This is a genomic window from Neglectibacter sp. X4, from assembly GCF_009917365.1.
Lineage (GTDB): Bacteria > Bacillota > Clostridia > Oscillospirales > Acutalibacteraceae > Acutalibacter.
This window is the reverse complement of sequence record NZ_QWLE01000188.1, coordinates 1-310: the sequence shown is the minus strand read 5'-3', so window position 1 is coordinate 310 and position 310 is coordinate 1. Positions and strand designations below refer to the sequence as shown.

At 42.9% G+C, this 310-nt stretch carries 1 protein-coding gene; it reads right to left on the bottom strand.

What is annotated here, in order from left to right; genetic code table 11:
• Positions 1-76: 76 nt before the first annotated feature.
• The coding region (locus D1841_RS17585; protein WP_166554332.1) for a hypothetical protein at positions 77-310 on the bottom strand (234 nt) is incomplete at its 5' end.

Here is a 310-nt window from a genome sequence, read left to right as displayed (position 1 = left end):
CTCAGAGGCTATCAAGTTTATCAAAAATAATCTGGAGGACATCTTTGGCGAACATATCGTATTCACCAACTGCTACTTAAACGATTTGGCAGATGGACAGAAACTCCACGCCGATGCTTTTCTTGCCATTGACGAATACATTTACCAGCAGGCCTCCGCCTACATCAGAGATTTCAACAAAATCATCAAAATCACCAGAAGTCCGGAGCGTGAAGCGCTCAAAAAAATTTCCAAAATCCCAGCTGGAACCGATGTCCTCATCGTCAATGACTCCTATAACAGCTCCCTTGATACACTTAACTCCTTTTAC